Here is a 26,388-nt window from a genome sequence, read left to right as displayed (position 1 = left end):
AATGGCACCCTGAAAGAGAGAGTCGCTAATATGGATCGTATTATTGTTTCTTCTACACGTGAAAGCTCATTACTCAGCACACATAAGGTGTTGCGTAATACCTATTTTTTGCTGTCGCTGACGCTGGGATTCTCCGCCGTCACAGCAACCGCAAGTACGGTACTTAATCTGCCGGCGCCCGGCTTATTGTTAATGCTGGTTGGCTTTTATGGCTTGATGTTCCTGACCTATAAGTTGGCAAATAGTCCGGCAGGTATTCTGGCCACGTTTGCGCTGACTGGTTTTATGGGATATACGCTTGGCCCTATCTTAAGTTCACTGATCTCATCTGGCGCAGGTGACATCGTGATGCTGGCACTGGGCGGTACAGCATTGGTCTTCTTCTGCTGTTCAGCCTATGTCTTAACAACGCGCAAAGACATGTCTTTCCTGTCCGGAATGTTGATGGCAGGTTTTGTTGTGCTGATTGTCGCGGTCATTGCCAATCTGTTCCTGCAGATCCCTGCCCTGCACCTGGCAATCAGCGCCTTGTTCATCCTGTTCTCTGCGGGAGCGATCCTCTGGGAGACCAGCAATATCATTCACGGCGGCGAAACCAACTACATTCGCGCGACCGTTAGCCTGTATGTTGCGATCTACAACATTTTCGTCAGCCTATTGAGCATTCTGGGCATTATGCGTAACGATTAATTCATCTTAATCTTGCGAATTCAAAAAAGCTCCACAGCGGTTGGGGCTTTTTTTTGCCTATGGCAAAGGTTCTTAGCCTCAGCAAACTTTGCTAAACTTCGGCACAATCGTATTACATCCGGGGAAACATTTTGGAGTTTGAAGGTCGAATCATCAAAACCGACGCCCAGGGATACCTGATGGACAGCACTGACTGGAGTGAAGCTCTGGCATTGCTGCTGGCTGAACAGGAGAGTATCCAGCTCACTGACGCACATTGGGAAGTGATTCGCTTCGTTCGGACGTTCTATCTGGAATTCAACACCTCGCCAGCAATTCGTATGCTGGTAAAAGCGATGGCGCAAAAATACGGTGAAGAAAAAGGCAATAGTCGTTATCTGTACCGCCTGTTCCCCAAAGGTCCGGCGAAACAAGCAACAAAAATTGCGGGTTTGCCAAAACCAGTCAAATGTATCTAACCGCTAATAGCGAATTTTGAAACCGTTATAATCTGTTGTACCGCGTGGTTCGATCAATACTTTTTCCACACTGGCGCTGCGCGGCCCCCCTTTCTTCAGCCAGTCAACCAGTTGCTCGACCTCCCACTGGCTACCACAAACGACAACTTCCACACTCCCATCATCATTATTGCGAACATAGCCGCTAAGGCCGAGTTCAACAGCGCGGCGTTGCGTACTGTAACGAAAACCTACGCCCTGAACTGCGCCATAAACATAGGCTGCAATTGATATCGTTGCCATCGTCGCGTTCCTCTTTCGTTATCATTTCTCTCGACCCCGATAAGAGACATTTTATTCGCCAGTCTGTATTTTCTCCAGATTTACACCATACTGTAAGTATAGTGTTCAATCGGTCTGCGCTTTATAAAAAACCACAGTAGCACTATGCCGCCTACTTGAAAAAAAGCCTGAGGCCCCCATTTAGAGAGTGTCATTATTTTCTCAGGAGGCTATATGATTATCTGTAAATTTGGTATCGGACAACAGATTCGTCATAAACTTCTGGGGTATCCAGGCGTCGTTATTGATATTGATCCTGAATATTCGTTGGAGTCTCCGACGTGGGAGGAAATTGATGCTCACGATGCACTGCGTACCGCCCCCTGGTATCACGTGGTGATGGAGGACGATGAAGGGCAGCCCATTCATACGTATCTGGCAGAGGCTCAGTTGATGCAGGAAGAAACCAACCAGAATGAACACCCTTCGTTAGACGAATTGGCGGAAGTGATTCAGCGCAGAGCCCCGCAACTTCGCCACTGAGTTGCGAGCGGCAGATAGGCGATACCAAAGTAACCCACCATCGACGGCGTTTACCGGTTCAGATAACCAAACCGGTAGACGGCTTATCACTATTTTTCTAATCCTAAACGCGGAATTTCAATTTTAGGGCATCGGTCCATCACCACATCCAAACCCGCATCTCTCGCCAGGATAGCCGCCTGTTCATTAACGACACCAATCTGCAACCACAGCACCTTAGCGCCAATGGCAATCGCTTCCTGTGCAATATCATACGCCGCCTCCGGTTGCCGGAAGATATCGACCATATCAATACGCTGCGGAATGTCTGCCAGGCTGGCGTAAACCCGCTGTCCCAATAAAACCTGACCAGCCAACTTTGGACTTACCGGTATGACGTTATAACCCTGCTCAAGCAAGTACGCCATAACCCCATGGCTTGGGCGAGTTGTTTTCTCGCTGGCACCAACAAGCGCAATGGTTTTTACCGTTTTCAGTACAGCTTCTATCTCGCGGTCTTTCATCATGGTCTGCCTCTTGTTACATCGCGTTTTATAGTTATCGTACAATCGCCGGCAAAAGAAAATGTATCAATGTGGTGATTTTCCGTTCACTCATGTCAGATTTTTGACGCCCGTTCGTATTTTTCCTTTTTTATCTCTTTGCACTGAAACAGTGTTTCCGTAATCTGTTTGCACTACCTCGATAGCTTTAGCATACCGACTGAAGGACGTAACCATGGAGTTCACCACCCGCACCATTGCCGCACACAAACATATTGCTTTGGTTGCACACGATCACTGTAAACAGGCCCTGCTTGACTGGGTTGCCACCAACAAAGCACAGCTTGCCGAGCATAAGCTTTATGCCACCGGGACCACCGGCAACTTGATTCAGTTGAATACCGGCCTTCCCGTAAAAAGTATGTTGAGTGGCCCGATGGGCGGTGACCAGCAAGTGGGTGCGCTGATCTCCGAAGGGAAAATAGACATGATGATTTTCTTTTGGGATCCGCTTAATGCCGTCCCTCACGACCCTGACGTTAAGGCTCTGCTGAGATTGGCCACCGTCTGGAATATCCCGGTAGCCACCAATCGTTCAACGGCCGATTTCCTGATTAACTCAGAACTGTTTAGACAGTCGGTACAAATCACCATCCCCGATTATCAGCGTTACTTGCAGGATCGCCTGAAATAATACGATGATTTTATCGCAAAGGCCGACAAGCCCCGTCGGCCTTTCTGCTTATGGGGTTAACCCGGTTTACGCTGTATCGGTACGCCCAACCGATGAAGTTGCGAAATAAATACCGACGGATTTTTACTATCCTGTAGCAACCATACCCGATGTTTGGCTCTGGTCAACGCGACGTACAGTAAACGACGCTCTTCGGCATCCGGAAAATCCTCTGGCTCAGGCAGCAATACCGTTTCAAGAATCGATTCACGCGCAGGCGCGGGAAAACCATCTTTACCATCATGCAGGCCAACAATAATCACATACTCAGCCTGTTGGCCCTTACTGGCATGCACTGTCATAAAATCGATAGCCAAATTCGGCCATTTTGTCGCCGCTTTCTGCAATATGTCCGGCCGTAGATGGTGATAACGAGCCAATATCAATATACGCTCATCAGGTTTCGCAAAGCCGCTTAATTTATCCAGCAGCGGCTCCAGTTGTTCGAAAGGCAGAATGGTCACCGCCTTTTTATCCCCTTTAGTAAGGCTATTCAGTGGCTTTTTAAGCTGATAAGGATTCTGCTGAATAAACTGATTAGCCACTTCACCAATACGTTCATTGAAGCGATAAGTCGTATCCAGAGCGCACTGTTCACTGGCGCCAAAGTTTTGCTCAAACGCCGTTGTCAGCGATAGTTCGGCTCCGCTAAAACGATAGATCGCCTGCCAGTCATCGCCCACCGCAAATAAATTGGTTCTGCTGTTCTGTCGCCGTAATGCCGCAAGCAACCTGGCCCGCTGGGGGGAGATATCCTGAAACTCATCAACTAAAATATGTTTCCACGGGCTGATAAACCGACCTTTATCCAACAGATTGACAGCCTGATGAATCAAACCGGGAAAATCGACAGCATTTTCATCTTTCAGCGCTTTTTTCCAGGCTTTTAACAACGGCGCCATCAGCCGTATTCGCTGTTGAAATAATGCGCGAATCTCCTCTGGAGCCTGTTCAACCATTTCCGCCTGACTCCCCCCCTGCATCCGCATCAATCCCAGCCAGCGTTCCAGACGTCCGGCAAGACGTTCAGCCAACGCCCGATCGTTCCAGAAATCACCCTCCGGCAGTTGCCACCCCAGTTCTTCCGTTAACCATTGACGCCAGCCCTTCGACTGAGTTTTTTTCTCGGAGCACTGTTGCCGCCAGTTTTTTATCAGCAATTCACGCCGTTTTTTGCTGTTGCTTTCCAATTCGCTGATGATGGGCGCTTTACGGCTGGCCTGCTGAATAATAGACAACGCCAGCGCATGGAACGTTTTGGCCTGAATCTCTTCCGTATGCAAACGGGACTGAATGCGCTCATTCATTTCTTCTGCCGCTTTACGGCCGAACGCCAACAGCAGAATTTGATCGGGCGTTGCTTCTCCCCGGTACATCAACCAGGCGGCACGGGCCACCAGCACCGATGTTTTGCCACTCCCCGCGCCGGCAAGCACCAGCACGGCATCCTCACCATTGATGACCGCCGTGCACTGAGCATGATTCAACGGCGTGGTTTCTACAGACTGAAAAAACGCTTGCTGCTCCACCAGCGTGCGCGCCATCCACGCTTGATTACATCTTGTTCGCTCTTTACTTCCGCGATCGAGCCATTGCTGGCAGAGCCGGTAGTTATCGCGGCAATTATCAAATTCATCCAGACGAACAACAGGAAGCGGCAACGAAGCAAATGTGCTGCAAATATCTTCCTGCAATTGCGCGAGCGCCTTTCGGCTGAACCAGGCATCCTGCTGCTCCAACGCCTGGATTTCATCCACCTGCTGCTGCAAAACACCGGCGCTTACCTGGCTCATTTCCCCGCTCCAGTCTTGCCAGGACTTCAGTAAATAACGATAGAATGCCTGTGTTTCCTGCCATTCGGTTCCATGCAGTCGCACCACTTTATCTGCGGGCAGCTCAAACTCAAGCTCCCCCCATACCAATCCTCGCTTACAGTGGATGTTAAGCAATTGATTAAAAGGGATAATATATTCATGTTTATCGCCACCCACCTCGACGCCGGCATTAAGCAGCCGCACCCGGTTATAAGGATGCTGAGCCAAATGTTTACCTAAAGATGTTGATTTAAGTTCCATTATATTTGCGCCATAAAATTGTGAGATGTTGCTCGCCATCGTCGTAGTCTACCCGTTATCGGTATTTGCGCTCTAGCCTTAAAAACAGGTTAGGATATTCTGATACTTGATGTGATAATTCTTTTATCATCATAGGGTTTGGTTACCCTGGAAATACAGGAGAGATTATGCGCACAGTATTGAACATTCTGAATTTCGTACTGGGAGGTTTTTTCACCACATTATCCTGGCTGTTGGCTACCGGGGTGAGTATTCTGCTGATCTTTACGCTACCGCTGACCCGCTCATGTTGGGAAATTACCAAATTATCGTTGTTCCCCTATGGCAATGAGGCCATTCACGTTGATGAACTGCGCCCCGATGAAAAAAGTCATCTTTTGAATGCCGGCGGTTCCTTACTAAACATATTCTGGTTTATTTTCTTTGGCTGGTGGCTATGTCTGTCTCATATCGTTACGGGAATTGCACAATGTATCACCATCATTGGCATTCCCGTGGGTATCGCCAATTTTAAAATCGCCGCCATCGCGCTGTGGCCCGTTGGACGCCGCGTTGTACCTGTCGAGCTGGCGCAGGCGGCACGTGAAGAAAACGCGCGCCGTCACTATCGTTAACCGGGCCAGAGGATAGACCGTTGCTCACATTTACGCCTGGCATCCGCCGTTATGTCTATAACAGCAACTGGCTGTATTACATTCGCATTTTCATTGCCCTTACCGGTACGACTATCGTTCCCTGGTGGCTTGAGCAACCCACATCCACTATCCCATTAACGCTGGGCGTTGTGGCGGCGGCGTTAACGGATCTTGACGATCGCCTGACAGGGCGGCTACGTAATCTGTTTATTACGCTATCCTGCTTTTTTATTGCTTCCGCTTCCATCGAATTGCTCTTCCCCTACCCCTGGTTATTTACTCTGGGACTGGCGATATCAACATGCGGCTTTATTCTGCTCGGGGCGTTGGGGCAGCGTTATGCCACCATCGCTTTTGGTGCACTACTGATTGCGATCTATACCATGCTGGGGATTTCACTCTACAGCACCTGGTATCAGCAACCCATCATGCTTCTGATCGGCGCTTCCTGGTATAACCTGCTTACCCTGCTTGGGCATCTGATTTTCCCTATCCGGCCTTTGCAGGACAATCTGGCGCAGTGCTATCAGCAGCTGGCACGCTATCTGGATGCGAAAGCAAACTTGTTCGACCCGGATATTGAAGACGACGCGGATCGATTACTCATCGACGTTGCAATGGTTAACAGCCAACTGGTTGCCACGCTGAACCAGACCAAGTCTTCATTATTAACGCGACTGCGTGGAGACCGGGGTCAGAGAGGAACCCGACGGACGTTACATTATTACTTCGTTGCTCAGGATATCCATGAGCGCGCGAGTTCATCCCATGTGCACTATCCTCAACTGCGTGAAAAATTTCGCTACAGCGATGTCCTGTTTCGCTTCCAACGCTTGCTTTCAATGCAGGCCCGCGCCTGCCAGCAGTTGGCGCAATCCATTTTGTTACAGCAAAAGTATCAACATGATAACCATATCGAACGGGCTTTCGTGCATCTTGAATCCGCGATTAAGCGAGCCGCGGAAAGTCAACAGACCGATGCCTCGCAAATAAAAGCATTGCAGTACCTGCTGAACAATCTACGGGCGATTGATGCACAGCTCTCAACGATTGAATCGGAACAGACGATCGAACAGGAAAATAACCCTGAGAACACGTTGGCAGACGACAAAATTACCGGGTGGAGCGACATTCGGCTGAGAATCAGCCGACATCTGACGCCACAGTCAGCGTTGTTTCGTCATGCTATCCGTATGTCGGTCTTACTCTGTAGCGGCTATGCATTTATCCAGATAACCGGCATGCAGCATGGTTACTGGATTCTGCTGACCAGCCTGTTTGTTTGTCAACCTAACTATAATGCGACGCGGCGCAGGCTGGCGTTGAGAATCATCGGTACATTGACCGGTATTTTACTGGGCTTGCCCATTTTGTACTTTGTGCCCTCGCTTGAGGGACAACTGACGTTGATTGTCGTTAGCGGCGTACTGTTTTTTGCCTTCCGAAACGTACAATATGCCCACGCCACCATGTTTATTACCCTACTGGTGCTGCTGTGTTTTAATCTGCTGGGTGAAGGATTTGAGGTTGCAGCGCCTCGCGTCATCGATACGCTTCTGGGCTGCGCCATTGCCTGGGCGGCGGTCAGCTTTATCTGGCCGGACTGGCGTTTCCGCGGGCTGCCTGCGGTTATCAATAAAACGCTGGATGCCAATTGCCGTTATCTTAATGCCATTATGGTGCAGTACCATCAGGGAAAAGATAACAGCCTGACCTACCGTATCGCGCGTCGTGATGCCCATAACTGTGATGCAGAATTAGCTTCGGTTGTGTCCAACATGTCGTCAGAGCCTCACGCGATCAGAAACAAAATGGGCAGCGCCTTTCGCTTTATGTGTCTGAACCACACATTGCTGAGCTATATCTCTACGTTGGGCGCTCATCGGGGAAAAATCACATCCCCGGACATGCTGCAATTACTGGATGATGCCGTTTGCTACGTGGATGACGCATTACATCATCATGAGACAGAAAGCCTGCGTATAAATCAGGGGTTGAATGCCATTGTGAGCCGCATTCAATCCCTGTCCGCAGAACCTGACAGCAAAGAATTATTGGTTCTTCAACAGGTCGGGTTACTTATTGAACTATTACCTGAACTTACTCAATTAAAAAACGACATGATTAAGTTGTAAAATAGTCAGCATACAAATGCTATTTGTTCAGTGCTTGTTCTCTTTGAAAGAGGATTTGGCATTGCGCTCATACCATTCCAAGAGTTCATTGCGTATCCCGATCGGGAGTGCGGCCTGATGTGTGCCACATATTGCCCCTGCCAGTGCCAATAGCGTATTCACACTGAGATTGGCACTGACCGCACGCAGCCTTAGATAGCTTGTTTTGGCGCCGCACTGCTGTAGTTCATCAATATTCCTGATGCCTACCTTCCATAGCAGGCGTTCAAGATCGTGGTTCAAATTAGGTAAATCCTTTAAACGTCCGCTTCTGCTTTTCGCCGCTTTATCATACTGGGCGCCTGACAGCGATATTCTGGCAAACTGCAACAGTTGCAAATGATTTTCCCAGAGAGACTCGTCAACCAGATAGTAATTCAGCGGAATCGGTATTCCACGCTTGGTATAGATAAGAGGCGGCATATTGCGATCGTGAAAATAGGCTTCATCTTTTTTACTGGCCCGCAGGTAAAGTTCACCTCCCGACACTACCCCAAAGATTATTTTATTTGCTGCTATGCTGTAGCCACCAAACTGAGAACGGGAAGTTATGTCTCCCAAAGACGCAAAATAACGCTTAGATTGCAAAATCCTTTTTTCGCATAAATGTTTCATTACTGTAATCCTTAGTATTGAATAACTTGTCCCTGTTAAAGTGGAATATCAATAACAGGAACAAGTAATTAATCACAGGGTACATATGGCTTCAAACACAAAATGAGCTTGTTGAATGTTGCATGTGGAATATGCGAAGCGCTTTGAAAAAATCAGGTTGATTTTCACCCACGCAAAAGATACTGTATGTGCATACAGTAACACTATGGGGAGAACTCATTATGCGTACTCAGCCACTCAGCGTTTACAACGCACAGCAATCAACGTTTTCCAATAACTCACGTCCTACAGATTCATCTGCATCCTGTGGGGGAATTATCAGTGAAATCGTTTATAACGCCGACCAACCAATCGTCACGCATTTGTTACTGCCTCTTTTACGACAGTTAGGCGCGCAGTCTCGCTGGCTGCTGTGGCTATCTCCCCAGCAAAAACTTAGCCGTCCCTGGTTACAACAATCGGGATTACCGCTAGATAAAATAGTTCACTTGCATCATATTAGTCCGATGCTGACGGTAGATGCGATGGAAAAAGCATTGCTGACGGGAAATTACAGCGCGGTACTATGCTGGTTAGCTAACGATCTGACAGAAGAAGAAAGGATCAGATTGCGTCAGGCGGCACAGGCAGGAAACACTTACGGCTTCATCATGCGTCCAGAGATCCCTCATTGTGGGTCCTATAGACTCTTTCCGAGCCTAAAAATTCACTCCACATTGTATCATTAAGTAAATTAAGAATTTTCTCAGTCATTTTCAGGGGAAAAGACAGCATTTCCCCGCAGGGCCGTATTTCAAAGGCTCTCACACGGGATCTGGGGCAATAAAAGTCCATATTATCTGTCAAAATCATCTACTATTTGTTAGCAAGTATGAATGAATTGCCCGTTTTTTCATGATACGAATCACATCATACTTGTAACTTTCCCATCACGTTGTAGACTTTAGCTCGCTGGAGTTGCTCTTTTATAACGCCAGTTGACTGGCAGTAAGTCATAAATAAGGGCAAAGTCTCCGATTAAAGGATTTTAACCAAAGGTTTGTTAGCTTACCGAGTTAATAACCGATTTGGATGATAAATGAGGCGTACAAAATGAAAAAAACAGCTATCGCAATTGCAGTGGCACTGGCTGGCTTCGCTACCGTAGCTCAAGCCGCTCCGAAAGATGACACCTGGTATGTTGGTGGTAAACTGGGTGTATCTCAATTTCATGATACCGGTTTCTACGGAAACGGCTATGAAGGCATCAACAACAACCCGATCAAAAGCAAATTAGGCGCAGGCGCTTTCCTGGGTTACCAAGCAAATCCTTACCTGGGTTTTGAACTGGGCTATGATTGGCTGGGTCGTCTGAAATATGCTGGTTCCTCAACTTCACCCACTGATAGCGCGAGCTTCAAAGCTCAGGGCGTTCAACTGGCTGCTAAATTGAGCTATCCGATATACAACGATCTGGACGTCTATACCCGTCTGGGTGGTATCGTATGGCGTGCTGACAGTCACGCAGCGCAAGGCAGTTCCGATCGTAACAACGATGACACCGGCGTTTCTCCTTTGGCAGCTATCGGTGTTGAATACGCCTTTGATAAAAACTGGGCGGCTCGCGTAGATTACCAATGGATTAACAACATCGGTGATGCAGGTACTGTCGGTACTCGTCCTGACAACCTGCTGATGAGCGTCGGTCTTTCCTACCGTTTCGGTCAGGATGACTACGTAGCGCCAGCTCCGGCTCCGGCACCCGCTCCAGCTCCGGTTGTTGAAACCAAACGTTTCACGCTGAAGTCTGATGTTCTGTTCAACTTCAACAAATCAACGCTGAAAGCAGAAGGCCAGCAATCCCTGGATCAACTGTATTCTCAGCTGAGCTCTCTGGATCCGAAAGATGGTTCTGTTGTCGTTCTGGGCTTTACCGACCGTATCGGCTCCGAACAATACAACCAGGCGCTGTCTGAAAAACGTGCACAGAGCGTTGTTGATTATCTGATCGCCAAAGGTATCCCGGCAGACAAAATCTCTGCTCGCGGTGAAGGTAAATCCAACCCGGTTACCGGTTCTACCTGTGACAACGTGACACCACGTGCTGCGCTGATCGACTGCCTGGCACCGGATCGTCGCGTAGAGATCGAAGTCAGAGGCATCAAAGATGTTGTAACTCAGCCTCAGGCTTAAGTTATTGACGAAAAAAACCTCGCTTCGGCGAGGTTTTTTTATGGCTGGTTATCCTGCCCGTCCCCTGCCGAGCCGTCGCATGCGGCGTTGAAAACTGATGCGAATTACAGGTTATCTTTATTCAGCATAGCCTCAAGCCCTTGCTTTAACGATGACATCTGACTGGCATATTTTTCTTTATGTTCCGCGTCTTCTATCAGTTGAACTATCGTTTCCGATAGCGTGTTTCCACGCCGGTGCGCCAGTCCCGCCAACCGCTGCCAGACAAGATATTCCAGATCGATCGATTTCTTCCGCGTGTGCTGATGCTCGGCATTGAAATGGCGTTTGCGCCTCGCACGGATCGTTTGCTTCATGCGATTTTCCAATGCAGGATTCATACATTGTTCAATCCACGCCAACACCTTCACCGGCTGGTTTTCCATTTTCAGCAGCAGGCTTACTGCTTCCTCAGCCGCGCTTTGTTCAAGGAAACGGGTGATATTCTCGCCTTCACGGTGTTTTTTCACCAGATACTTCCATTTCCACCCGCACTCAAGATTTTCTAATTGTTGATATTTCATATTAAATTCTTCAGTGACCGTGTAACGTTTTACTTAGCATAACAGTTTTTTGACAAATTTGACCTTCTTCAGCACATTTTTAAGCCTGTTTTTTGTACAACTCAAGCATATTCAAGAAACTCATTTTTTATAGGACGACTCTCCTTCTGTGCAGCCCGCATTATTCTTGTATAATCACGCTTTTCCTTCAGACGACTACATTTGATACTTTGACCAGTAACCGACTTGCATGGCAGCATTTACTGCCTAACCATACGCCTTATCAAACATTATTCACGCAGGCAGCACAGCTTGAACCGGCTGAATTCTCTGCTATTCAACCCCGTCTGGCTGATAGTTTGATGCTCTTTTGCCATCCTCGCGCCCCTTCGCGTTTCATGTTGTTGAAAGCGCAGGAGAATAGCGAGTATATGGCTCTGATAGCCAAAGCAGTGAATGCCGTCAGGCCAGAAATCGACACATTGTACGGCAGTCGATATGTGGTAGAAGGCCGTCAGGTTCGTATTGAACCTGCGACACATGTCGATGACAACTTCGCCGCACGGCACGCTTGCTGTTATCAGGAATGGATTGAGCCAGAGCAGTTATTTGGGTGCGTTCGGTATTTTCAGGATGAGCTTACGCTCCACCCGGGATTGATTCATCAGGTTAATGGCGGCACGCTCATACTGTCCGCCAGAACATTACTGGCCCAACCGTTGATGTGGTTACGTCTGAAGCAAACAATCACGGAAGGATTATACCGCTGGCAATCACCGGATGAGCGAAAACCGCTGCCTGTCGATATCCCTCCGATGCCGTTGAATGTTCGTTTGATTATCCTGGGCGATCGAGAAAGCTTAGGGGATATTCACGACATGGAACCGGAATTAGGCAGCTTATCAGTCTATGGCGAGTTTGAAGCACAGTTACAGCTTATCGATACCGATGATATGGAACGTTGGTGTGCCTACATCAACGCACTGTGTCTGGAAAACCAGTTGCCGCTGCTGGCTGCCGATGCATGGCCTGAATTCGTCAACCTGTCGATACGCAACAGCGGCGACCAGGGCTGCCTGCCATTATGCCCGCTATGGCTGACTCATCAGCTAAAATATGTCGCACTCTACGCCCAGGATCGGCAAATCAGTGCTCAGACGCTGATTGACGCGATAGCCACCCGCCGCTGGCGCGAAGGCTATCTCTATGAACGTATGCAGGATGATATCGAACTTGGCCAGATACGGATCGAAACCGAAGGGTATGTTATCGGGCAGGTCAATGGCCTTTCGGTGCTAGAATATCCCGGTTATCCGATTACGTTTGGTGAGCCAACGCGTATTAGCTGTGTCGTTCATCCTGGCGACGGCGAATTTACCGACGTTGAGCGCAAAGCTGAGCTTGGCGGTAATCTACATGCCAAAGGCATGATGGTTATGCAGGCATTCCTAATCTCTGAGCTTGAACTTGATCAGCCGCTTCCTTTCTCGGCATCCATGGTTTTCGAGCAATCTTACGGTGAGGTCGATGGCGACAGCGCCTCATTGGCGGAACTTAGCGCCTTTGTCAGCGCGCTCTCCATGCACCCGATCAATCAACAGATTGCCGTAACCGGTTCGGTCGATCAGTTTGGTCATGTTCAGCCCATCGGCGGGATAAACGAGAAAATCGAAGGTTTCTTTGAAGTTTGCCAACGCCGTGGATTGACAGGCCAGCAAGGTGTGATACTGCCGGCGACGAACCTGCGCCATTTATGTTTGCAGGAAGATGTGGTCGCCGCCGTTCGCGACGGACAGTTCCACCTTTTCCCGGTCGAAACGGCGCCAGAGGCCATATCCTTACTGACGAATATCGCATACGACGATGAACATCAGCCAAGTTTACTGGCAGCCATTCGGGAGCGAATCAGCCAATTAACCCCGCAGGAACGGCGTCGTTTCCCTTGGTTTTTCCGTTAATCGAACTGGTTTAACCAGACGTAACAGACTTGCCCAGCGTACAGCTGTACGCTAACCTGCGTGCTTCACTAAAATAAGGCTTACAGAGAACATGGTAGATAAACGCGAATCCTATACAAAAGAAGACCTTCTTGCCTCCAGCCGCGGCGAACTGTTCGGCCCACAGGGACCACAGTTACCGGCTCCCAACATGCTGATGATGGATCGAGTCGTAAAAATGACTGAAGACGGCGGCCATCATGGTAAAGGGTATGTGGAAGCTGAGCTGGATATCACCCCTGATCTGTGGTTCTTTGGCTGCCATTTTATCGGCGACCCCGTCATGCCGGGTTGCCTGGGTCTGGATGCCATGTGGCAGTTGGTCGGCTTCTATTTAGGCTGGCTGGGCGGCGAAGGTAAAGGCCGCGCGCTGGGGGTAGGTGAAGTGAAGTTCACCGGGCAGGTATTGCCGACCGCGAAAAAAGTAACCTACCGTATTCACTTCAAACGCGTTATCAATCGCCGTTTAGTGATGGGTATTGCTGACGGAGAAGTTTTGGTAGACGATCAATTAATCTATACCGCGAATGAACTTAAAGTTGGGTTATTCAAAGATACAAGCGCCTTCTAATCGCGATAACGGGCGAAACCGCTGATGTTTCGCCCGTTGCCTCATGTATTCCGCCCTGAAGAATCTTCAAATATTAAATGCGCTTTGCCGGCGCTTCTCCCGCAACATAATAAGAGGCCTGACTACGGGGTAACGGCTGACGGCCGCGGATACGGTCGGCGATTTTTTCCGCTATCATGATCGTAGTTGCATTCAAATTGCCGGTGATGATTTGCGGCATAATAGACGCATCGACAACCCGCAACGCTTCCATTCCATGGACGCGCCCCTGCCCATCCACCACCGCCATCTCATCTTCACCCATTTTGCACGAACAGGATGGATGGAATGCGGTTTCGGCATGAGCACGAATGAACGCATCAAGCTCTTCATCCGTCCGAACATCCGCTCCCGGGCTGATTTCACGTCCACGGTATTTATCCAGTGCGGGTTGCGACATAATTTCACGTGTAATCCGAATCGCATCCCGGAACTCACGCCAGTCCTGTTCGGTCGACATGTAATTGAATAAAATACTCGGATGCTCATTTGCATCCCTTGATTTCACGCGAACGCGGCCACGACTCGGAGAACGCATCGATCCAACATGCGCCTGAAAACCATGTTCCCTCACTGCATTGCTGCCGTTGTAATTAATGGCGACCGGCAGAAAATGATACTGAATGTTCGGCCAGGAGAATTCTTCGCTACTGCGGATAAAACCACCGGCTTCGAACTGGTTGCTGGCGCCAATCCCCGTTCCCTTGAACAACCACTCAGCGCCTATCCGCGGTTGATTAAACCACTGAAGCGCAGGATAAAGCGACACCGGCTCTTTACAGGAATATTGCAGATACATCTCCAGATGATCCTGCAAATTTTCGCCAACGCCGGGTAAATCATGCACCACGGGGATATCGAGATGTTTAAGCCAGTCCGCTGGCCCAACCCCCGATCGTTGCAGAATCTGTGGCGATGCAATAGCCCCGGCGCACAACAGAATTTCACGGCGTGCTCTCGCAGTTTGAAGATCGCTACCCTTACCTTTAAAGTAATTCACCCCAACAGCACGTTTGCCGTCAAAGATAATGATATCGGTTAGCGCGTGTGTCACGATGGTCAAATTCTGACGCTCACGCGCCTGATCGAGATAGCCTCTGGCGGTACTGGCGCGACGCCCTTCAGGCGTTACAGTACGATCCATCGGGCCGAACCCTTCCTGCTGGTAACCATTGAGATCGTCAGTTTTAGGGTAACCCGCCTGCACACCCGCTTCCACCATCGCGTGAAACAGTTCGTTGTTACCCGCTTTTGGCGTGGTGACACAAACCGGCCCGTCGCCACCATGATAATCGTTGGGACCAATATCCCGGGTTTCCGCTTTACGGAAATAAGGCAGGCAATCCAGATAGCTCCAGTCCTCCAAACCGGGCATTGTCGCCCAGTTATCGAAATCCATTGCATTTCCCCGGATATAACACATACCGTTAATCAGCGACGACCCGCCCAATCCTTTCCCGCGACCGCACTCCATACGACGATTGTTCATATGAGGTTCCGGATCGGTTTCATAGGCCCAGTTATAGCGACGTCCCTGTAACGGGTAGGCCAGTGCTGCCGGCATCTGTGTGCGAAAATCCAACCGATAATCAGGTCCCCCCGCTTCAAGTAACAACACGGTGACATCGCGATCTTCGGTTAACCGGGTTGCCAGTACGTTACCCGCAGATCCCGCCCCGATAATGATGTAGTCATACTCCATAGGCTCTCCCCTGCGGCGTTTAAAATACCGAGTTGAACTCACCCAGCTCAACCTGTACTGATTTGATTTGCGTATAGTGTTCCAACGTAGTGACGCCGTTTTCACGTCCGACACCAGAATGCTTGTAGCCGCCCACGGGCATTTCAGCCGGCGACTCACCCCACGTATTAATCCAGCAGATACCGGCTTGCAGCCGATGGATGACTCGATGAGCGCGATTCAGATCGCGGGTAACCACCCCCGCCGCCAAACCATATTCGGATGCATTGGCCCGATGAATCACCTCGTCTTCGCTGTCATAGCTCAGAATACTCATGACCGGACCGAAGATTTCCTCCTGAACAATCAACATGTCGTCATGACAATCGGTAAAGACCGTCGGTGCGACATAGGCCCCAGGCGCATAAGGCGAATCGGTCAGGCGCCGTCCTCCCGCCAGCAGTTTCGCACCTTCACGCTTACCGGCTTCGATATAACGCAGAACGGACTCCATATGTGCGACGCTGACCAGCGGCCCAAAATTTACCGCCGCATCGGTCGGATCACCAACGCGAATACGCTGTACGCGCTCGAGGATTTTTTGTTCAAACCCGGCTTTTAAGGTGGCGGGAATAAATACCCGGGTGCCATTGGTACATACCTGGCCCGAGCTGAAAAAATTCGCCATCATGGCGATATCGGCCGCTTTATCCAGATCGGCGTCATCAAAAATAATCAGGGGCGATTTTCCCCCCAGCTCCATCGTCACGTCTTTTAATGTGGACCCTGCCGCATCAGCCATGACTTTTTTCCCGCTGGCGACACCGCCAGTAAAGGATACTTTGGCAATGCCCGGATGCGTTGTCAGCGCCTGACCGACGGATTTCCCCGGCCCCGTCAACACATTGAAAACCCCATCCGGCACCCCTGCCTGCGTGTATATTTCCGCCAGTTTTAACGCCGTCAGCGATGTGACCTCGCTGGGTTTGAATATCATGGCATTGCCCGCCGCAAGCGCGGGAGCCGATTTCCACAGTGCAATCTGGATGGGGTAATTCCATGCGCCAATGCCCGCAATCACACCTAACGGCTCGCGTCGGGTATAAATAAATGCACTTTCACGTAGTGGAATTTGCTGACCTTCCAGCATCGGGATCAAACCGGCGTAATACTCCAGCACATCCGCTCCGGTCACAATATCAACCTGACGAGTTTCTGACAGCGGTTTGCCCGTATCATGGGTTTCAATCAGCGCCAGTTCATCATTACGTTCCCGCAAAATATCAACGGCGCGCCTTAAAATGCGTGAACGTTCCATCGCCGTCATTGCCGCCCAGATTTTTTGTCCTGCGATGGCCGCAGCGACCGCGTTATCCACATCAGCTTGTGTTGCAGCCTGAATCCGGGCGATGATTTCGCCATTTGCCGGGTTAATCGCGTCGAAAGTATCGTTACCGGTGCTGTCGACATAAGCACCATTGATATAAAGCCTCTGTAAACCATAACGTGATGACATACATACTCCTGCCTGATTACTGCTAGCGTTCAGGTTCAAACGTCCGCCAGTTGCTGTTCAATAAATTGATAGGTAATGTGCAACGCTTCCTCACGATTGAACGCCTCTCCGCCAAGTGCGCTGCGTAACCAAAGACCATCAATCAATCCAGCCGTCCCCTTGGCCGCCATGCGCGCCTTATCACGCGCCATACAACGACCAAATTCGGCACACAAATTAGAATAGAGCCGACGACTGTTGACCTGTTGCAAACGATAAAGCATGGGGGAATGCATACTGCATGCCCAGAAAGCCAGCCAGGTTTTCATCGCCGCACTGTTGGTTTGGCTGTCATCAAAATTACCGGCGGCAATGGCCCGTAACCGTTCGCGAGGCGTGTTCTGCTCCAGCGCCTGCATTCTCAGCTTGACCGCCAGCCCCAGGTGGCGAATCAGATAGCGCATGGTCGCTTCAAGCAAGCCATTCTTGTCACGGAAGTAATGACTGATGATGCCGTTCGACACCCCTGCCCGACGAGCAATCTGCGCTATCGACGCATCATGCATTCCCACTTCATTGATCGTCGCCAGCGTTGCCTCAATAAGTTGCTGCCGTCTGATTGGTTGCATTCCAATTTTGGGCACGACATGACTCCTCTCTAAATATTGGATTTTTGTGTCATAAATCACAGTCAGAGACGGTTTTTAATGACGGGCGAGCTATCCTTGCCCGTTACTCGGCGGGCCGTCACTTTGTGACGTCAAAAATCGTTCCCGGCGATTTTCTGATGATCCAACTTCAACTATTAAACTTATTTTTAATTGAACGTTCAATCAAAAATGAATATATTTTATTGTCAAAACGTTAAATATTTGTATGCTTTATGGCTTAAAGTCTTTGAATTACAGAGGATAAATCCAATATAAAGTAGACATTTATGTTTTTATTCTGTCGTCATTTTCACTGCAAGCGTACTCAGCGGATGTCCTGCGCAGGCTTTCTTGATATGCGCTAAGCGCGCTTCGCATACGAAATTGACCAGAGTGTCCGAAAGCGCAACGCAGGGGATAACCATGCCAGCACCAGATATCACGACCAAGCCTGCACAGGACCGTCTTAATCCTGTCGTGTTTTATACTTCAGCAGCTCTGATTCTCACCTTTTCATTACTGACCATTTTGTTCAACGACATCGCCAATATATGGATTACCCGAACGCTGAACTGGGTTTCCACGACCTTCGGTTGGTACTATCTACTGGCTGCAACGCTCTATATCGTCTTTGTCATTTTTATTGCCTCATCCCGTTTTGGCTCTATCAAACTCGGGCCGGAACAATCCAAGCCCGAGTTCAGCCTGTTAAGTTGGGCTGCGATGTTGTTTGCTGCGGGGATCGGTATTGATCTGATGTTCTTTTCCGTCGCCGAACCCATTACCCAGTACATGATGCCGCCTGAAGGCGAGGGACAAACGCTGGAGGCGGCACGTCAGGCGATGGTATGGACGCTGTTTCACTACGGCCTGACAGGGTGGTCAATGTATGCCCTGATGGGTATCGCGTTGGGTTACTTCAGCTATCGCTATAGTTTGCCGCTGACGATCCGGTCTGCGCTCTATCCCATTTTCGGCAAGCGAATTAATGGCCCGATTGGCCACAGCGTGGATATTGCTGCCGTGCTCGGAACGATCTTCGGTATCGCCACCACACTCGGCATTGGCGTAGTACAGCTCAATTATGGTTTGAAGGTACTATTTCAGATCCCGGAAAATCTGACCGTTCAGGCTTCGTTGATCCTGCTTTCAGTCATTATGGCAACGATATCGGTTACCTCCGGGGTTAATCGCGGCATCCGGTTTTTATCGGAATTAAATGTGCTGCTTGCGCTGGGGTTAATACTCTTCCTGCTGTTCTGGGGGGATACCGAGTTCTTGCTAAATGCGCTGGTATTGAATGTGGGTGACTACATCAACCGCTTCACCGGTATGACGCTGAATAGCTTTGCGTTTGATCGCCCAACAGAATGGATGAATAGCTGGACGCTGTTCTTCTGGGCATGGTGGGTTGCCTGGGCCCCTTTTGTCGGACTGTTTCTGGCACGAATTTCACGTGGCCGAACCATCCGGCAGTTCGTCGTCGGCACACTGATCATCCCCTTTGTTTTTACCTTACTGTGGCTATCCATTTTTGGTAACAGCGCGCTATATCAGGTCATCCACGGCAATCTCGATTTTGCCAACGAGGTGATGCAATACCCTGAACGCGGTTTTTACAGCCTGCTGGCGCAGTATCCCGGCTTTAGCCTGAGTGCCTCCGTCGCAACCATCACTGGCTTATTGTTTTATGTCACGTCAGCAGATTCAGGTTCCCTGGTTCTGGGCAACTTTACATCCCGTCTGGGTGATATTAATAACGATGCCCCGAACTGGCTGCGTATTTTCTGGTCAGTAGCCATCGGCCTGCTGACGCTGGGCATGCTGATGACCAATGGCGTATCCGCTTTACAGAACACGACCGTGATTATGGGATTACCCTTTAGCTTCGTTATGTTCTTCATCATGGCTGGTTTGTATAAATCGCTACGGGTTGAAGATTATCGCAAAGCGAGTTCTCTGCAATCCTCCGCACCAATGCCCATATCGGGCAACGATCGTCTGAACTGGAAACAGAGAATTTCACGCGTGATGAATTTTCCCGGTACAACCTATACCCAGAAAATGCTGGATAACGTCTGTGCGCCAGCCATGCAGGATGTTGCTCGTGAATTAACGTTACGCGGCGCCAACGTACAGGTTAACGAACTTCCTCCCGTGGAAGACGAACGTCTGAATCATTTTGAGCTTCTGGTCAATTTGGGAGATGAGCAGAACTTTCTGTATCAAATCTGGCCTCAACGCTATAGCATCCCGGCGTTTACCTATCGGGCCCGTTCGGGAAAATCACATTACTATCGCCTTGAAACCTTCTTGCTGGAAGGAAGCCAGGGAAATGATTTGATGGACTACAGCAAAGAACAGGTCATCAATGATATTCTGGATCAGTACGAGCGCCACCTGAACTTCCTGCATTTAAATCGCGAATCACCCGGCAACACGCTGACTTTTCCGGATGCATAGCGCCTCTTATACCGGCGCTGTATTACAGCGCCATAAACTTAATATTATCAACCAATTAACTTAAAAACGCAGTTTCATTTCTGCTACTTTCCTACAGAGATTTCATCGTATTCTACGTGTCATGCCTCATTCTTTGACGTGGCGATTTGCGCTTTATTTTTGAAACGGTATACTGCATGCATTAAATTGAAATACAGTTTTAAAAAATGTATTTGTCCGTCACAAAAAAGGAACGAACATGAAAATTGCATTGATTAACGAGAACAGCCAAGCCGCTAAAAACGCGATTATCGCCGCAGCACTGAGCAAAGCCGTAGAGCCTATGGGCCACACCGTATACAACTACGGTCAATATGCTGTAGAAGATGCCGCACAGTTGACCTATATTCAGAACGGCATTCTGACCGCTATCCTGCTGAACTCTGGCGCGGCTGATTTTGTGGTAACCGGTTGTGGTACCGGACAGGGCGCAATGCTGGCTTGTAACTCTTTCCCTGGCGTACTTTGCGGTCTGGTTGTTGACCCGTCTGATGCTTACCTGTTCTCTCAGATCAACAACGGTAACGCGGTATCTCTGCCGTATGCCAAAGGTTTCGGCTGGGGCGCAGAACTGAATCTGGAAAACCTGTTCACCCAGTTGTTCAAAGAAGAAGGCGGCAAAGGCTACCCAAGCGATCGCGTTGCGCCGCAACAGCGTAACAAGAAGATTCTGGATGCAGTGAAAGCCGTCACCTATAACGATCTGATCACTATCCTGAAGGGATTGGATCAGGATCTGGTAAAAGGCGCTATCGCCGGCCCTAAATTCCAGGAATACTTCTTCGCTAACAGCAAAGACGAAGCACTGACCAGCTACATTAAAAGCCTGCTGGCTTAATGCTCTTACTTAACATATAAAAAATCACAGGCCGCAACGCCTGTGATTTTTTTATTGCTTTCTCCACGACGTTTTTATCATTTCAGTCCTCATGATTTTCTCTATTTCATGCTGATGAAACGCTCCGACGTTCAATGCTTAACCAGATGTTCCAAAACAGATAAATACTGCTTGACCGAAGTGGAGCGACTCCCTATAGTAGCGCCCCGTTGCCGCCTATATGGCAACAATCCGGTGAGGTGTCCGAGAGGCTGAAGGAGCACGCCTGGAAAGTGTGTATACGTGAAAACGTATCGAGGGTTCGAATCCCTCCCTCACCGCCATATAAAAGAAAATGCCCTTGACGTAAGTCAGGGGCATTTTCTTTTATGCGTGATGGGAAGGATGAGAAGCCTCGACAGGGTTCGACAAAACGACAGGAATGGCGTTTTGGACCGCCAACGGCGGCCCGAAGGGCGAGCGTCAGGACGACGCGAGTCAATCCTCTCACAGACACATACTTTCACGCCCTTGACGCAAGTCAGGGGCATTTTCTTTTATGCGTGATGGGAAGGATGAGAAGCCTCGACAGGGTTCGACAAAACGACAGGAATGGCGTTTTGGACCGCCAACGGCGGCCCGAAGGGCGAGCGTCAGGACGACGCGAGTCAATCCTCTCACAGACACATACTTTCACGCCCTTGACGCAAGTCAGGGGCATTTTCTTTTATGCGTGATGGGAAGGATAAAAAAAGCCCCACCAATAAATCGGTGAGGGCCAATTATTTTCTCGATTGCTTATTTATTATGATTTCCGTATCCAACTTAATTCCTAATCATAAGCATTAAGCGTCCTCTGACACAATTCAGAGCGAACACAGTCCTGTTTACCAAAAGAGACGATACCAATCAGCTCATCTTCGGTAAAACGCTCAAGCGCATCACGCAATCCGGATTTAACCCCCGAAGGCAAATCACATTGTGTAACATCACCATTCACGATTACCGTCACATTCTCACCCAAACGCGTCAGGAACATTTTCATCTGGTTCACCGTCACGTTTTGCGCTTCATCCAGAATAACCACCGCATTCTCAAAAGTCCGTCCACGCATATAAGCAAACGGCGCAATTTCAACTTTGGCTATTTCTGGTCGTAAACAATACTGCATAAACGACGCCCCCAATCTCCGCAGCAATATGTCATATACGGGTCGGAAATAAGGGGCGAATTTTTCGGCAATATCACCCGGTAAAAAACCGAGATCCTCATCAGCCTGTAATACCGGCCGCGTAACAATAATGCGTTCAACCTCTTTATGAATAAGTGCTTCCGCCGCCTTGGCCGCACTTAGAAACGTTTTGCCACATCCTGCTTCCCCTGTGGCAAAAATTAACTGTTTATTCTCTATTGCAGACAAGTAATACTCTTGGGCTTCTGTACGGGCTTCAATAACAGATGTGTCGCGATTCTCCCGCGCCATACCTATTGATTCAATCCCACTCATATGAACCAGAGAAGTGACCGATTCTTCCTCACGTTGACGATGACTACGCGATTCACGACGAATGACGCGTTTCGCTTCACGACGTGCTTTGATCACTGCTTTTTGTCTTCCCATAGTGGCACCTTACAGTTTGTTTCACTTACCGCACTGCCTGACAGCGCGTGACGTTTCACTCACAAACGAGGTTGGCTTCCTTATTAAGCCGATAAAGAACCATGTGGTTTGATAAAACTGGAAAAATTTAATAGCACACTCTCTCCCGCCAAAAGAAAACGGGCCGAGCGGCATAATCAATGAGAAACATTTAGACAGAAAAGAAAGGTTAAAAAAGGGAGAGAACGACAAGAAACACAGTGCAGGAAATAAGTGGGAAAGAAGCCCCTCGCATCGGCGAGTCAGAAGACCAGAATGTCGGTTTCGACTACTTAGTCCCAAAAAGGACATTACCATTCGCGTTCCTCACTGTGACAACAACTATTCCAATGAATAATGATTGACCGTATTAAGAACCACCGTTAATCATTAAACCAGAAATTAGGGCTAAATGATTGCAGTAGTATGACAGTGCAATAGTTTGCCCCTGCTTTGCAAGCTTTTTTTACACTGTCATAACATTTACGTATAGTCAGAACATGCCGATTTTACAATGTTCGCTTTCGAAAAGCGCATAAATACAGTCAGTAATGTTTCTGCCAGGCCAAATACTGATCGTACTTTCTCAATGCGCTTCGATAAACATTTTGTTCGAGATCGGGGAGGTAATCACAAATACGCTGCTGTACGTTATCTCTGACAAACGTTTCCATTGGGTAATTTTTCGCCACGAGCAACTCATCCAAACGACGCAGACGAATAACGTATTCACGCATCGTGCTATGCCTTATATCCGTCTGCTCAATCAGGTATTGGGAAAACGCTTGAATATCGAAATAGTTAGCATGGGTATTGCATAATATTTCGCCACAGAAACGACAGAGGGGAATTAGCTCCTGTTGCAAATCCGCCCATACTTCGTCATCAATTAACCGATCAATACTATCGATAGATTTTTTATTAATCAGCTGATGACGAAACGCCAATGAAACCCGATCAAGTTCTTTACTGCAATGAGAGCAATGTGTTTGTTTATGTTTGAAATCTTTCAGATAACGGCTAAGAAGCTGTTTCTTCCGCGTTGATTGAGGCATGAATCCATTCCATGACAATAGACTGAAATAACATTATTCCTACGCAGCTAAATTAAACGTCATTCATTAATTTTACGCGCAGACGCTTTATCGCCTGGCTATGCAACTGACTGACCCGAGACTCCCCTACTTCCAGAACAGCGCCGATCTCTTTTAAATTCAGCTCTTCCTGATAGTAAAGCGTCAGCACCAGCTTCTCGCGTTCAGGTAAATTCTCTATTGCCTCCATTACCCGATGGCGTAAATTACCTTCCATCAACTGATGCAATGGATTAGCATCTTCATTTCCTTCCAACAACGCTTCTGCGCTATCGCCATGTTCTTCACGCCATTCATCGTAAGAGAAAAGCTGGCTGTTATTGGTATCCAGCAAAATCTGACGATAATCCTCCAGCGAAATATCCAAGGCATGCGCGACTTCCTGCTCTGTTGGCGCTCGACCCAGCTGCTGTTCAGCCTGTTGCATCGCTTGTGCCACTTCCCGCGCATTACGCCGCACACTCCGGGGAGCCCAGTCGCGGCTGCGTAGTTCATCCAGCATTGAGCCCCGGATTCGTTGTACGGCATAAGTTGTAAATGCCGTACCCTGCAACGAATCATAACGCTCAACCGCGCTGAGCAAACCGATACCTCCAGCCTGGAGTAAATCATCCAGCTCAACGCTCGCGGGGAGACGGACCTGTAAACGTAGCGCCTCATGGCGCACTAACGGAACATAGCGCTTCCACAGGGAATTCTTATCCATTGTGCCTTCGGCGGTATACAGATCGCTCACAGTGACAAATACCTACGATAATAATGTTATCGACACTATTATGCTTTTGCGTAGAGTAGCCAATTGCATGAATAGGGACGTAAAAGAGGGGTTATTTAGGATACGAGAAACATGCCAGGTTGTAAAAGACAGCGCGGTCATCTTATCCTATCTGCCCCGCCGCTTCCTCATATGGTTTCCAGCCCGCCATCAACAACGCGAGATCCCGCCCGTGCCAGCCCCAACATATCATGCGTGCGAATATGCTTCTGTACCAATTCTAACAATGCGGCCCGCGATGGGTTTTGATCTTCTCGTCCAGGCACCGTCAAATTGATCGGCGGGAATGCCGTGATAGAAATCCGCTGCGCCAACGGATGGAGGTTGAAATGTTCCAGTCAGTCCAACGTATCTGGTGCTCAATGACGCATTTCCCGCCGTAGCGCCTGAATGTCAGCGGCAGATGCACAGAAGGAAAATCCCGTGTGTTGCGTATTGATATCACTGAGAAATTTTTGACGATTGCATAACGCCACTTCACTATGGTAACTGCAACAATTTTCTCACTGGAGTGGTTATTTATAAATCCAACGTTAATCTACACCAAAGATATCACGAGTATAAATCTTATCTGCAACATCTAATAGGTCTGACGACATTCTATTAACTAAAATGACATCCGATAATGATTTAAATGAGTTTAGATCATTAATAACCCGAGATCGAAAAAATTCTTTATCATGCAGTTTGGGTTCGTAAACAACAACCTCAATACCTTTAGCCTTTATCCGTTTCATTATGCCTTGTATAGCTGATGCTCTGAAATTATCAGATTCAGCTTTCATCACCAGTCTATAAACTCCGACGACTTTCGGATTCATCTTTATTACTGACTCTGCAATAAAATCTTTACGCGTACTGTTTGCAGCAACAATAGCCTGAATAATATTGTTAGGGACGCTGGCGTAGTTCGCTAAAAGTTGTTTCGTATCTTTAGGAAGACAATAGCCACCATAACCAAATGAAGGATTATTATAGTGATTTCCAATCCTTGGATCCAGCCCGACTCCTTCAATGATCTGCCTGCTTTGCAGGCCTAAAGACTGGGCATAAGTATCCAGTTCATTAAAATAAGCGATCCGCATTGCCAGATATGTGTTTGAAAATAATTTAATCGCTTCTGCTTCTGTTGGCTCGGTGAATAAGACTGGGACATCTTTTTTAATCGCCCCCTGTAGTAATAAATGAGCAAATTGCTCAGCACGCTCGGAACGTTCGCCGACAATAATACGGGAAGGATAAAGATTATCGTAAAGAGCTTTTCCTTCTCGTAAAAACTCTGGCGAAAAAATAATATTATCCGTATTGAATTTACTTCTAATTTTCTGCGTATAACCAACCGGTATAGTTGATTTAATCACAATAACCGCATCGGGATTGAAAGACAGTACCTGCTGTATTACTGATTCAACGGAGTCCGTATTGAAATTATTTGTTTCAGGATCATAATCAGTTGGCGTGGCGATAATAATAAAATCCGCGTTTTGGTATGCGGTAACCGCATCCAGTGTCGCCTTGAAATTCAACGACTTATGCAGAAGAAAATCTTCAATTTCTTTATCGACAATGGGAGATTTACCCTCATTTAGCATTGCCACTTTTTCGGCGACAACATCGACAGCAACGACTTCATTATGCTGTGCCAGAAGTATCGCATTTGACAACCCAACATATCCTGTTCCTGCAATGGCTATTTTCATGACAGTCCCATCTTACATACATAAAGAGAATTAATGCCGTATGCTGGA

At 48.4% G+C, this 26,388-nt stretch carries 24 protein-coding genes and 1 tRNA gene; 13 read left to right on the top strand and 12 right to left on the bottom strand.

Going from position 1 to position 26,388, the window contains the following annotated elements; genetic code table 11:
• Positions 1–30 precede the first annotated feature (30 nt).
• Positions 31–690 (top strand): FtsH protease modulator YccA, encoded by a 660-nt coding sequence (yccA, locus tag DDT52_RS02685; protein ID WP_136154996.1) that lies wholly within the window; start codon positions 31–33, stop codon positions 688–690.
• Positions 691–818: 128 nt separating this feature from the next.
• Positions 819–1,148: a sulfurtransferase TusE gene (tusE, locus tag DDT52_RS02680; protein WP_168709727.1), complete on the top strand. Its 330-nt coding sequence runs from the start codon at positions 819–821 to the stop codon at positions 1,146–1,148.
• A gap of 3 nt (positions 1,149–1,151) precedes the next feature.
• On the opposite strand, the gene yccX is transcribed toward tusE, so the two are convergent.
• Positions 1,152–1,430 carry an acylphosphatase gene (yccX, locus tag DDT52_RS02675; RefSeq protein ID WP_109053236.1) on the bottom strand — a complete coding sequence of 93 codons (279 nt, stop codon included), beginning with the start codon at positions 1,428–1,430 and terminating at the stop codon, positions 1,152–1,154.
• Positions 1,431–1,643: 213 nt separating this feature from the next.
• Between yccX and hspQ the strand changes: the two genes are divergently transcribed.
• On the top strand, positions 1,644–1,952 hold the full coding sequence (hspQ, locus tag DDT52_RS02670) for a heat shock protein HspQ (protein WP_136154994.1): 309 nt from the start codon (positions 1,644–1,646) through the stop codon (positions 1,950–1,952).
• An 89-nt stretch (positions 1,953–2,041) separates the two neighbouring features.
• On the opposite strand, the gene DDT52_RS02665 is transcribed toward hspQ, so the two are convergent.
• Positions 2,042–2,455, bottom strand: a complete 414-nt coding sequence (locus tag DDT52_RS02665; protein ID WP_136155264.1) for a CoA-binding protein — start codon at positions 2,453–2,455, stop codon at positions 2,042–2,044.
• A gap of 214 nt (positions 2,456–2,669) precedes the next feature.
• On the opposite strand from DDT52_RS02665, the gene DDT52_RS02660 reads away from it, so the two are divergent.
• Positions 2,670–3,128 carry a methylglyoxal synthase gene (locus tag DDT52_RS02660; protein ID WP_136154993.1) on the top strand — a complete coding sequence of 153 codons (459 nt, stop codon included), beginning with the start codon at positions 2,670–2,672 and terminating at the stop codon, positions 3,126–3,128.
• Between the two features lie 56 nt (positions 3,129–3,184).
• Here the strand turns inward: DDT52_RS02660 and helD are convergent, their stop codons facing one another.
• Entirely contained in the window at positions 3,185–5,242 is a 2,058-nt protein-coding gene (gene helD / locus DDT52_RS02655; RefSeq protein WP_136154992.1) for a DNA helicase IV, read from the bottom strand.
• 167 nt (positions 5,243–5,409) lie between these two features.
• Here helD and DDT52_RS02650 point away from each other — a divergent pair, with 167 nt between their 5' ends.
• Positions 5,410–5,856, top strand: coding sequence for a YccF domain-containing protein (locus tag DDT52_RS02650; protein ID WP_136154991.1), 447 nt, complete (start codon positions 5,410–5,412; stop codon positions 5,854–5,856).
• A gap of 20 nt (positions 5,857–5,876) precedes the next feature.
• Positions 5,877–8,012, top strand: a complete 2,136-nt coding sequence (gene yccS / locus DDT52_RS02645) for a YccS family putative transporter (protein WP_136154990.1) — start codon at positions 5,877–5,879, stop codon at positions 8,010–8,012.
• Positions 8,013–8,039: 27 nt separating this feature from the next.
• Here yccS and DDT52_RS02640 read toward each other — a convergent pair whose 3' ends face one another.
• A complete protein-coding gene (locus DDT52_RS02640; RefSeq protein WP_136154989.1) occupies positions 8,040–8,666 on the bottom strand; it encodes a TfoX/Sxy family DNA transformation protein in 627 nt (208 codons plus the stop codon).
• A gap of 221 nt (positions 8,667–8,887) precedes the next feature.
• Between DDT52_RS02640 and sulA the strand changes: the two genes are divergently transcribed.
• Together sulA and ompA are read left to right on the top strand one after the other, a co-directional pair.
• Positions 8,888–9,394, top strand: a complete 507-nt coding sequence (gene sulA, locus DDT52_RS02635) for an SOS-induced cell division inhibitor SulA (RefSeq protein ID WP_136154988.1) — start codon at positions 8,888–8,890, stop codon at positions 9,392–9,394.
• 364 nt (positions 9,395–9,758) lie between these two features.
• Positions 9,759–10,838, top strand: a complete 1,080-nt coding sequence (gene ompA / locus DDT52_RS02630) for a porin OmpA (protein WP_136154987.1) — start codon at positions 9,759–9,761, stop codon at positions 10,836–10,838.
• Between the two features lie 104 nt (positions 10,839–10,942).
• Here the strand turns inward: ompA and matP are convergent, their stop codons facing one another.
• The gene (gene matP / locus DDT52_RS02625; protein ID WP_109053245.1) at positions 10,943–11,401 is read right to left on the bottom strand and encodes a macrodomain Ter protein MatP; all 459 of its coding nucleotides are present in this window, start codon (positions 11,399–11,401) and stop codon (positions 10,943–10,945) included.
• 209 nt (positions 11,402–11,610) lie between these two features.
• Here matP and DDT52_RS02620 point away from each other — a divergent pair, with 209 nt between their 5' ends.
• Complete coding sequence (locus DDT52_RS02620; RefSeq protein WP_136154986.1) at positions 11,611–13,338, top strand: AAA family ATPase; 1,728 nt, start codon at positions 11,611–11,613, stop codon at positions 13,336–13,338.
• A gap of 91 nt (positions 13,339–13,429) precedes the next feature.
• A complete protein-coding gene (gene fabA / locus DDT52_RS02615; RefSeq protein WP_109053247.1) occupies positions 13,430–13,948 on the top strand; it encodes a bifunctional 3-hydroxydecanoyl-ACP dehydratase/trans-2-decenoyl-ACP isomerase in 519 nt (172 codons plus the stop codon).
• 73 nt (positions 13,949–14,021) lie between these two features.
• Here fabA and betA read toward each other — a convergent pair whose 3' ends face one another.
• The 3 genes from betA to betI are packed head-to-tail and all read right to left on the bottom strand — an operon-like array spanning position 14,022 to position 17,807.
• Positions 14,022–15,689 (bottom strand): choline dehydrogenase, encoded by a 1,668-nt coding sequence (gene betA / locus DDT52_RS02610; protein ID WP_136154985.1) that lies wholly within the window; start codon positions 15,687–15,689, stop codon positions 14,022–14,024.
• A 19-nt stretch (positions 15,690–15,708) separates the two neighbouring features.
• Entirely contained in the window at positions 15,709–17,184 is a 1,476-nt protein-coding gene (gene betB / locus DDT52_RS02605) for a betaine-aldehyde dehydrogenase (protein WP_136154984.1), read from the bottom strand.
• A 35-nt stretch (positions 17,185–17,219) separates the two neighbouring features.
• Positions 17,220–17,807, bottom strand: a complete 588-nt coding sequence (gene betI, locus DDT52_RS02600) for a transcriptional regulator BetI (RefSeq protein ID WP_136154983.1) — start codon at positions 17,805–17,807, stop codon at positions 17,220–17,222.
• A gap of 429 nt (positions 17,808–18,236) precedes the next feature.
• Between betI and DDT52_RS02595 the strand changes: the two genes are divergently transcribed.
• From DDT52_RS02595 to DDT52_RS02585, 3 genes are all read left to right on the top strand, one after another.
• The gene (locus tag DDT52_RS02595) at positions 18,237–20,276 is read left to right on the top strand and encodes a choline transporter (protein WP_136154982.1); all 2,040 of its coding nucleotides are present in this window, start codon (positions 18,237–18,239) and stop codon (positions 20,274–20,276) included.
• A gap of 238 nt (positions 20,277–20,514) precedes the next feature.
• Positions 20,515–21,153 (top strand): RpiB/LacA/LacB family sugar-phosphate isomerase, encoded by a 639-nt coding sequence (locus DDT52_RS02590; RefSeq protein WP_109053253.1) that lies wholly within the window; start codon positions 20,515–20,517, stop codon positions 21,151–21,153.
• A 233-nt stretch (positions 21,154–21,386) separates the two neighbouring features.
• Positions 21,387–21,476: transfer RNA gene (locus tag DDT52_RS02585), tRNA-Ser, on the top strand.
• 488 nt (positions 21,477–21,964) lie between these two features.
• On the opposite strand, the gene phoH is transcribed toward DDT52_RS02585, so the two are convergent.
• From phoH to DDT52_RS02565, 4 genes are all read right to left on the bottom strand, one after another.
• Positions 21,965–22,753, bottom strand: coding sequence for a phosphate starvation-inducible protein PhoH (gene phoH, locus DDT52_RS02580; RefSeq protein ID WP_136154981.1), 789 nt, complete (start codon positions 22,751–22,753; stop codon positions 21,965–21,967).
• Between the two features lie 563 nt (positions 22,754–23,316).
• A complete protein-coding gene (gene fliZ / locus DDT52_RS02575) occupies positions 23,317–23,826 on the bottom strand; it encodes a flagella biosynthesis regulatory protein FliZ (RefSeq protein WP_136154980.1) in 510 nt (169 codons plus the stop codon).
• A gap of 52 nt (positions 23,827–23,878) precedes the next feature.
• A complete protein-coding gene (locus DDT52_RS02570) occupies positions 23,879–24,601 on the bottom strand; it encodes an RNA polymerase sigma factor FliA (RefSeq protein WP_109053256.1) in 723 nt (240 codons plus the stop codon).
• A 572-nt stretch (positions 24,602–25,173) separates the two neighbouring features.
• Positions 25,174–26,340 (bottom strand): nucleotide sugar dehydrogenase, encoded by a 1,167-nt coding sequence (locus tag DDT52_RS02565; protein ID WP_136154979.1) that lies wholly within the window; start codon positions 26,338–26,340, stop codon positions 25,174–25,176.
• Positions 26,341–26,388: the final 48 nt, after the last annotated feature.

The sequence above is a fragment of the Brenneria roseae subsp. roseae genome (assembly GCF_003115845.1).
GTDB lineage: Bacteria > Pseudomonadota > Gammaproteobacteria > Enterobacterales > Enterobacteriaceae > Brenneria > Brenneria roseae.
The sequence above is the reverse complement of the archived record's forward strand: the minus strand, read 5'-3'. Positions and strand labels throughout refer to the sequence as shown.

Coding starts and splice junctions, on each gene's coding strand:
- yccA (WP_136154996.1), top strand. CDS start 31: ATGGATCGTATTATTGTTTCTTCTACACGTGAAAGCTCATTACTCAGC.
- yccX (WP_109053236.1), bottom strand. CDS start 1,430: ATGGCAACGATATCAATTGCAGCCTATGTTTATGGCGCAGTTCAGGGC.
- hspQ (WP_136154994.1), top strand. CDS start 1,644: ATGATTATCTGTAAATTTGGTATCGGACAACAGATTCGTCATAAACTT.
- DDT52_RS02665 (WP_136155264.1), bottom strand. CDS start 2,455: ATGAAAGACCGCGAGATAGAAGCTGTACTGAAAACGGTAAAAACCATT.
- DDT52_RS02660 (WP_136154993.1), top strand. CDS start 2,670: ATGGAGTTCACCACCCGCACCATTGCCGCACACAAACATATTGCTTTG.
- helD (WP_136154992.1), bottom strand. CDS start 5,242: ATGGAACTTAAATCAACATCTTTAGGTAAACATTTGGCTCAGCATCCT.
- DDT52_RS02650 (WP_136154991.1), top strand. CDS start 5,410: ATGCGCACAGTATTGAACATTCTGAATTTCGTACTGGGAGGTTTTTTC.
- DDT52_RS02640 (WP_136154989.1), bottom strand. CDS start 8,666: ATGAAACATTTATGCGAAAAAAGGATTTTGCAATCTAAGCGTTATTTT.
- sulA (WP_136154988.1), top strand. CDS start 8,888: ATGCGTACTCAGCCACTCAGCGTTTACAACGCACAGCAATCAACGTTT.
- ompA (WP_136154987.1), top strand. CDS start 9,759: ATGAAAAAAACAGCTATCGCAATTGCAGTGGCACTGGCTGGCTTCGCT.
- matP (WP_109053245.1), bottom strand. CDS start 11,401: ATGAAATATCAACAATTAGAAAATCTTGAGTGCGGGTGGAAATGGAAG.
- fabA (WP_109053247.1), top strand. CDS start 13,430: ATGGTAGATAAACGCGAATCCTATACAAAAGAAGACCTTCTTGCCTCC.
- betA (WP_136154985.1), bottom strand. CDS start 15,689: ATGGAGTATGACTACATCATTATCGGGGCGGGATCTGCGGGTAACGTA.
- betB (WP_136154984.1), bottom strand. CDS start 17,184: ATGTCATCACGTTATGGTTTACAGAGGCTTTATATCAATGGTGCTTAT.
- DDT52_RS02595 (WP_136154982.1), top strand. CDS start 18,237: ATGCCAGCACCAGATATCACGACCAAGCCTGCACAGGACCGTCTTAAT.
- DDT52_RS02590 (WP_109053253.1), top strand. CDS start 20,515: ATGAAAATTGCATTGATTAACGAGAACAGCCAAGCCGCTAAAAACGCG.
- phoH (WP_136154981.1), bottom strand. CDS start 22,753: ATGGGAAGACAAAAAGCAGTGATCAAAGCACGTCGTGAAGCGAAACGC.
- fliZ (WP_136154980.1), bottom strand. CDS start 23,826: ATGCCTCAATCAACGCGGAAGAAACAGCTTCTTAGCCGTTATCTGAAA.
- DDT52_RS02565 (WP_136154979.1), bottom strand. CDS start 26,340: ATGAAAATAGCCATTGCAGGAACAGGATATGTTGGGTTGTCAAATGCG.